Raw genomic sequence first — 6,908 nt, 5'->3', positions numbered from 1 at the left:
AAAAGGGAGGATTCGAATTCGAATCCTCCCTTTCTTATTCGGCTAGTATCAAAAGTTATTTTGATACAGCCCCTTTTCTTAATCATCACTACAAACACACATTGAATGCTGCAATTCTATATATTCTTCCTTACTTAAACTTTTTAAATATTCATCGTAATGATTTTCATTGCAAAATTTCCCTATCTTATTTTCATAAAACTCTTTTTCTAAGCTCTTCTTACAAAATAAACATTTATCCATATAGTAATACTCCTTAAAATTAAAAATAGCTATTAAATATATTATATATCTAATAGCTATTTTATAAACTTATTCTTCGTATAAATTATCTTCTAAAATTTTATTTGCTAGGATTCCTATGTTAACTTCTCTAGTATCCATATATACATCAATAATTCTATCTACTAAAGTAACCTCAACATATTCAATCATCTTTCCATCTTCATCTTTATACTTAATAATATCATAAGTTATAATATCATCTTTAAGTTGCTTTTTAGTTATCATATTTTTTTCTCCTTAGTTTATAATATTTAATAAATCTTCAAAAGATTCAATTTTTTCTTCAAAGCTTTCTACGTCTCCAAATCCATATTCTGCATATATAAATGGAACATTTGCAGCCTTCGCTGCATTTGCATCACCTTGTGTATCCCCTATATAAACTGGATTTTTTAAATTGTTTCTTTCAACAACTAATTTTATATTTTCTGCCTTAGCTAAACCAGTTCTTCCTGGACATTCATAATCTGTAAAATACTTATCTAATTTATGTGAATTAAAAAAGCTTTCAATATATCCATCTTGGCAGTTACTAACTATAAATAATTTATAATTCTTAGATAGATTTTCTAATGTTTCTTCTAATTTATTATATAAAGTTGCTCCAAACTCTCCTAAGTATTCATTTTCGAATTCACAGCATTCCTTTATAATTTTCATTTGAATTTCTTCGTCTAAATCCGGAAGTAAAATTTTAGCTATTTCATCTAATAACTTTCCCATACAAGGCTTTAAGTCTTCTACAGTTACTTCTTTTCTAGTTAAATTATATTTAGATATTATCATACTCCATGTCTTAGCAACTTCCTTTGTAGAATCCCATAAAGTCCCATCTAAATCAAATATTATACCATCAAACTTCATATTTACCTCCTAAGCTTACCTGTTATTACTAATTATTATATCATTATCTTATAATTTTATATCATATATTTCAACACTCTACATTATCCTATTTTTTATTTAAATAAATAAATAAATTTTATGTAACATAGATTATCTTAACTTAATAAAATATATTATAACAAGGAGGTTGCTTATTATGAAAAAATTAAAAAATAATCTTTTAAATGCTTTAATTAAGTGTTGGAAAGAAATTTCTATTAGTGATAAAGCACTTATTATAATTATGATTATTTTATTAATTCAATGTATTTTTAACTTGTTTACCCCTGAACCAACTAATTCTAATTCAATATCCATAAATGTAATAATTCGTACATCCGTTGCTGCAATTTTTGGCTATTTTCTTAGTGAAAACTTTTTAAAAAATGAAGTTATAAAAAGTAGAAATTCTGGTATTGTAGTACCTCTTAGTAAAAATGATGATGATATTGAGCATTCTAATGATTCAGATGATTCAATATGTTCTACAGATGAACTTCCTTTTAAAATTAATAATAAGAAAGTTAAAGAATATATTTGTAATAAAACTTTACAAATTCTAATTGCATTAACTGTATGTATTATATCATTACTTTGCTTAATTATAGGTAACAACTTCAACCTAATCCCATCTGGCACAAGTCCTACAGTAATCCAATTTAGGGATTTAATTAGCAGTTGTGTTGGATTTTTATTAGGTCATTCTAGTAATTCTATAAAAAATAACTCTTCAAAATAATTTTAAGATTTGATGTTTTAACTTATATATACATCAAATCTTAAGTTTTTATATTCATAATTTATTTAAATGTATATTGTATTTTATTTCATTATGTTACAATTTTAGGTGGTATAATTTTTAAAGAGAATTAAGGAGGTTTTAATCTTGGAAAAATCTAAAGTATATTTTACTAATTTACGTACAAACGGAAATATGAACCTATTAAATAAATTAGAAAGGTTAGTAAAAAAAGCTGGCATTGAATCTTTAAATTTTAAAGATAAATTTACTGCAATAAAAATCCACTTTGGTGAACCTGGTAATTTAGCTTATCTTCGTCCAAATTATTCTAAAGTTATTGTTGATTTAATTAAAGAAAATGGTGGAAAAGTATTTTTAACTGATTGCAATACACTTTATGTTGGAAGAAGAAAAAATGCTTTAGATCACTTAGATGCAGCTTACGAAAACGGTTATACTCCATTTTCTACTGGCTGTCATGTCATTATTGCTGATGGATTAAAGGGAACTGACGAAACATTAGTTACTATAAGCTGTGGTGAATATGTCAAAGAAGCAAAAATAGGAAGAGCTATTATGGATTCTGATATTTTCATTTCTATGAATCATTTTAAAGGTCATGAAGCAACTGGTTTTGGTGGTGCTCTTAAGAATATCGGCATGGGGTGTGGATCTAGAGCTGGCAAAATGGAAATGCATAGTAATGGTAAACCTGAAGTTGATATTGATAAATGTGTGGGATGTAGTGCTTGCGCTAAAATCTGTGCTCATTCTGCTATTTCATTTAATGAAAGCAGAAAATCTCATATAAATCAAAATAAATGTGTTGGATGTGGACGTTGTATAGGTGTATGTAATTTTGATGCAATTGCACCTACTTCTTATGAAGCTAATGATATACTAAATAAAAAGATAGCTGAATATTCTTATGCTGTAATACATGATAAGCCACATTTTCATATTAGTTTTGTTATTGACGTTTCACCTAACTGTGATTGTCACTCTGAAAATGATGCTGCTATTATTCCTAACGTAGGTATGTTTGCATCCTTTGATCCTGTTGCTTTAGATAAAGCTTGTGCTGATATGGCAAATAAGCAAACAGTAATCAACGAAAGTTTTTTAGCTAAACAACCTCATATTCACAATGATCATTTTAAAAACACTCACCCTGACACTAATTGGGAAGTATGTTTAGAACATGCTGAGAAACTTGGCATCGGAACTCAAAATTATGAATTAATTGAAATTTAATATAAAATAAAGTCACAGTCTATAAATATATTGTGACTTTATTTTATATTAAGACATTCTATAATTAGAATATTACTTACATTTAAGGGTACTTAATGGAGCTTTAATAAAATGTTAGATATATTTTATTAACACTAAAGATACTTCTAAACTTTAGAATGCCTTAAATTCTATATTAAGTTTTAATTACTCTCCCATTAATCTTCTATATAATTTAGAATATTCTTCTGCTGAATTTCTCCATGAAAAATCTTTATTCATTCCTCTAAATGCTATTCCATTCCATTTAGCTCTTTCGTCAAAATATATATGTTTTGCATAATTTATAGTATTAAGCATCTCGTGAGCATTATAATTTGCAAAAGAAAATCCTGTTCCACTGTCTGAATATATATTATATGGTTCTACAGTATCCTTTAATCCACCTGTTTCTCTTACTATAGGAACTGTCCCATATCTTAATGCTATTAATTGAGTTAAACCACATGGTTCAAATCTTGATGGCACAAGCATAGCATCTGCTGCTGCATATATTTTATGAGCTCTATTATTAGAAAAATATATATTTCCTGATACTTTTCCTTTTAATTTCCACTCATAATATCTAAACATATTTTCATATCCCTCATCACCAGTTCCTATAACAACTAGCTGAGTATAATCATCTACAACTTCTTCTATAACTCTTTGAATTAAATCTATTCCCTTTTGATCTGTTAATCTTGATATTAAGCCTATCATAAATTTATTTTCATTTTGCTCTAAACCTAGTTCTCTTTGTAATTCTAGCTTATTTTTAGCCTTATTTCCAATAAAGCTATATGCATTATATCTATTAAATATCTCATTATCAGTTTCAGGATTATATTCATTATAATCTATACCATTTAATATTCCAAATAATCCTCCATTTTTATCTCTTACAACACCATCTAGTCCTTCTCCATAATATTCACTTTGTATTTCATCTTTATAACTATTACTTACTGTTGTAATATAGTTTGCATATACCATTCCGCCTTTTAGCATATTGGCATCTTTTTTATATTCCATATCTGTTGGTCTAAATACGTAATCAGGGAATCCTGTAATTTTCTTAAGTGTTTCAACATCCCAAATTCCTTGGAATCTTAAATTATGAATTGTCATAATAGTACGTATGTTATCATAGAAGTGATTATCTTTAAAGATAGTATGAAGATATACTGGTAATACTCCTGTTTGCCAATCATGGCAATGTATTATGTCTGGTTTAAAGTTTATACTTGGTAAAATTGATAAGGCTGCTTTACTAAAGAAACAAAACTTTTCTATATCAAATTTAGTATCTCCATAGGGTTTATCCCCGCCAAAGTAATGTTGATTATCTATAAAATAAAATGTTATTCCATCATATTGAGTAGTCATAACTCCTACATGTTCTCTACTACTTACTTGTCCAAAATCCATATAAAAATGTGTTATATATTTAAAGTCACTTCTATATTGCCATGGAATACATGTATAATTTGGTATTATAACTCTTACATCAAATTCTTCTTTTGGAAATGATTTAGGAAGTGATCCTACAACATCTGCAAGTCCCCCTGTCTTTATAAAAGGTACACTTTCAGATGCTACAAATAGTATATTTTTCATTATTTTATTTCCTCCCGATTTTTGATTATATCTTTTACTATGATTATCATATAATGGGTCTTTGCTAAATATGCACTATTTACTTTAATTATATTAACATTTTAACATATTTCCATTTTTTTGAAATATTTTTTAGAGATAATTACCAATAAATTTTCTGTAAACCTTTGTAACTTTTATTTTTTACTTTTATCTTTTCTAATTTTATTAATTTATCAATATTTTTACTTATTTAATATAATTTTGTATTTATATTTAGATTATGTTATAATATTAATATATAAATTAAGATTAAATTTATATATTATTTATAAGAGGATGTGATTTTATGAAAAGTAATGCTTATGAAATTATGAAAGAAATGTGGTCAATTGATGAGGAAATTCAAAAGCTTACATCTAAATTGAGAAAAGTAGCTCAAATTTCTGAAAGAGAACTTTTAGAAAAACGTATTGATAATTTATACGCAGAATTTTTAAAGTACAAGCACCTATTAGAAGATGTTGAAGTTACAGGACTATAATTATTACATAAATTTAAAGAGCAACCTTAAATTCAAGGTTGCTCTTTTTTTATCAATTATGCAATTTTATCTTGCGAATCTATATCATTATTTCCATATTTCTTTTCATATCTAGTAATTAAGAAAAATGCTATTAATCCAAATACTATTGGACCTGCTAATTGGAATCCTGTAGAAATATAATCCTTACTTTCAATTGCTGGTTGTAAAATAGTAAATATATTAGCAAAACCAACAGTAGCTGTAACGATTATTGCCCATATAGTTGCAACCTTCTTACTATTAAAGAATATGAAAGGCTTATTTATACTATCATTTTTCTTAAAGTATATAAATGCAACTGCTAAGAACATTGTTGGAATAGTCATAGCAACATTACCCATTAATATTAAGTAATCTAAAAGCTTAGATGATTTTCCACCTGTTAAAACAGCTGCTATTATTATAGCAACAACAGCAATACATTGAATCCACATTGCATTAACTGGCATACCATTATCATTTATTTTAGTCCATTTTTCTGGCCATATTTCTTTTGGTGTACCTTCTATTAATTGTTTTAATGGAGAGTAGATTAATGTAAAGAATGCTCCAAGTAATGCTAAGAACATTGCTAATCCAATATATCTTGCAAACCAAACTCCCATTATTTCAGCAGCTGATGCAGAAAGTCCAAAAACATCTCCTAATTGAACTCCTAAATTCTTGATAACTACATAAGCTACATTTGCCATACTTACATCTGGTGAAGATAACACAGCTTGCCAGTTAGTAAATAAACCAACCATTAAAATAGCTAAAGAATATCCAACACCAATAACAATTGCAGAAATTTTAATTCCTCTTGGGAATGTAATATTAGCATTTTCAGTTTGGTCAACAAGACCACCTACAGTTTCTAAGCCACCATAAGCAAAGATAGCAAAAACTAAGAATCCTAATACTGCTAAAATTGATCCATAAGCTGGATTTGGTGAATTTGTAAATTGTGCTAAATTTATTGGTTGTGCAGCTTTAAATCCATTAGCAAAAAATACTATTAATGCACCTACTATTAAGATTACATTTGCACTAGTTACAAATATTCCACCTACAGATGCAACTTTAGATATACTATTCATACCTTTTGATGATAAGAAAGTGATTAATATAACAAAAATTACACCTAAAACACCTAAAGTTTGTGAAGAGCTTAATCCAAATAATGACCAAGTTCCAGTTTTATCTGCTCCAAAAATTAAATTAGAAAGTGGAACCCATATAGAAGATGATACACTTACCATCCAAACTATGTATGAAGCAAACCACATAAATGTTCCTATAAATGCAAACTTTCTCCCTACTGAATGTTGCATCCAAGAATAAATTCCACCCTTTTCTTCCTTAAATGCTGAACCAAATTCAGCCATCATAAATGCATATGGTATAAAGAAGCATATAGCTCCAAATATATACCATGGAATAGCTGAATATCCCATAAGGAAAAAGGCTCTTGGAATATTAGTAAATCCAAATACTGATGTAAAAATCATAAGTATTAGTGCTACTAAAGTTAATTTACCTTTTTTATTACTCATAAAA

At 27.3% G+C, this 6,908-nt stretch carries 8 protein-coding genes; 3 read left to right on the top strand and 5 right to left on the bottom strand.

Translation table 11 applies throughout. The features are described 5' to 3' along the window. Window positions 1–78 precede the first annotated feature (78 nt). The 3 genes from HCG76_RS09080 to HCG76_RS09070 all read right to left on the bottom strand — a co-directional run bounded on the left by HCG76_RS09080 (window position 79) and on the right by HCG76_RS09070 (window position 1,149). On the bottom strand, window positions 79–243 hold the full coding sequence (locus HCG76_RS09080; protein ID WP_221699964.1) for a hypothetical protein: 165 nt from the start codon (window positions 241–243) through the stop codon (window positions 79–81). 69 nt (window positions 244–312) lie between these two features. Further along, entirely contained in the window at window positions 313–510 is a 198-nt protein-coding gene (locus HCG76_RS09075; protein ID WP_221699965.1) for a hypothetical protein, read from the bottom strand. A gap of 12 nt (window positions 511–522) precedes the next feature. After that, window positions 523–1,149 (bottom strand): HAD family hydrolase, encoded by a 627-nt coding sequence (locus HCG76_RS09070; RefSeq protein ID WP_221699966.1) that lies wholly within the window; start codon window positions 1,147–1,149, stop codon window positions 523–525. Window positions 1,150–1,327: 178 nt separating this feature from the next. Here HCG76_RS09070 and HCG76_RS09065 point away from each other — a divergent pair, with 178 nt between their 5' ends. Both HCG76_RS09065 and HCG76_RS09060 read left to right on the top strand, forming a co-directional pair. Next, window positions 1,328–1,909, top strand: coding sequence for a hypothetical protein (locus tag HCG76_RS09065; protein WP_221699967.1), 582 nt, complete (start codon window positions 1,328–1,330; stop codon window positions 1,907–1,909). Window positions 1,910–2,056: 147 nt separating this feature from the next. Next, window positions 2,057–3,166, top strand: a complete 1,110-nt coding sequence (locus tag HCG76_RS09060) for a DUF362 domain-containing protein (RefSeq protein WP_221699968.1) — start codon at window positions 2,057–2,059, stop codon at window positions 3,164–3,166. Window positions 3,167–3,352: 186 nt separating this feature from the next. Here HCG76_RS09060 and HCG76_RS09055 read toward each other — a convergent pair whose 3' ends face one another. Further along, window positions 3,353–4,804 carry a glycogen synthase gene (locus tag HCG76_RS09055; RefSeq protein WP_221699969.1) on the bottom strand — a complete coding sequence of 484 codons (1,452 nt, stop codon included), beginning with the start codon at window positions 4,802–4,804 and terminating at the stop codon, window positions 3,353–3,355. 328 nt (window positions 4,805–5,132) lie between these two features. On the opposite strand from HCG76_RS09055, the gene HCG76_RS09050 reads away from it, so the two are divergent. Continuing rightward, window positions 5,133–5,327, top strand: coding sequence for a hypothetical protein (locus HCG76_RS09050; protein WP_221699970.1), 195 nt, complete (start codon window positions 5,133–5,135; stop codon window positions 5,325–5,327). Between the two features lie 56 nt (window positions 5,328–5,383). On the opposite strand, the gene yjeM is transcribed toward HCG76_RS09050, so the two are convergent. Next, the gene (gene yjeM / locus HCG76_RS09045) at window positions 5,384–6,904 is read right to left on the bottom strand and encodes a glutamate/gamma-aminobutyrate family transporter YjeM (RefSeq protein ID WP_221699971.1); all 1,521 of its coding nucleotides are present in this window, start codon (window positions 6,902–6,904) and stop codon (window positions 5,384–5,386) included. Between the last annotated feature and the right edge of the window lie 4 nt (window positions 6,905–6,908).

Source organism: Clostridium sp. K13 (genome assembly GCF_019734195.1).
In the GTDB taxonomy this organism is placed as follows: domain Bacteria; phylum Bacillota; class Clostridia; order Clostridiales; family Clostridiaceae; genus Clostridium.
This window is presented reverse-complemented; position numbering and strand designations above follow the sequence as displayed.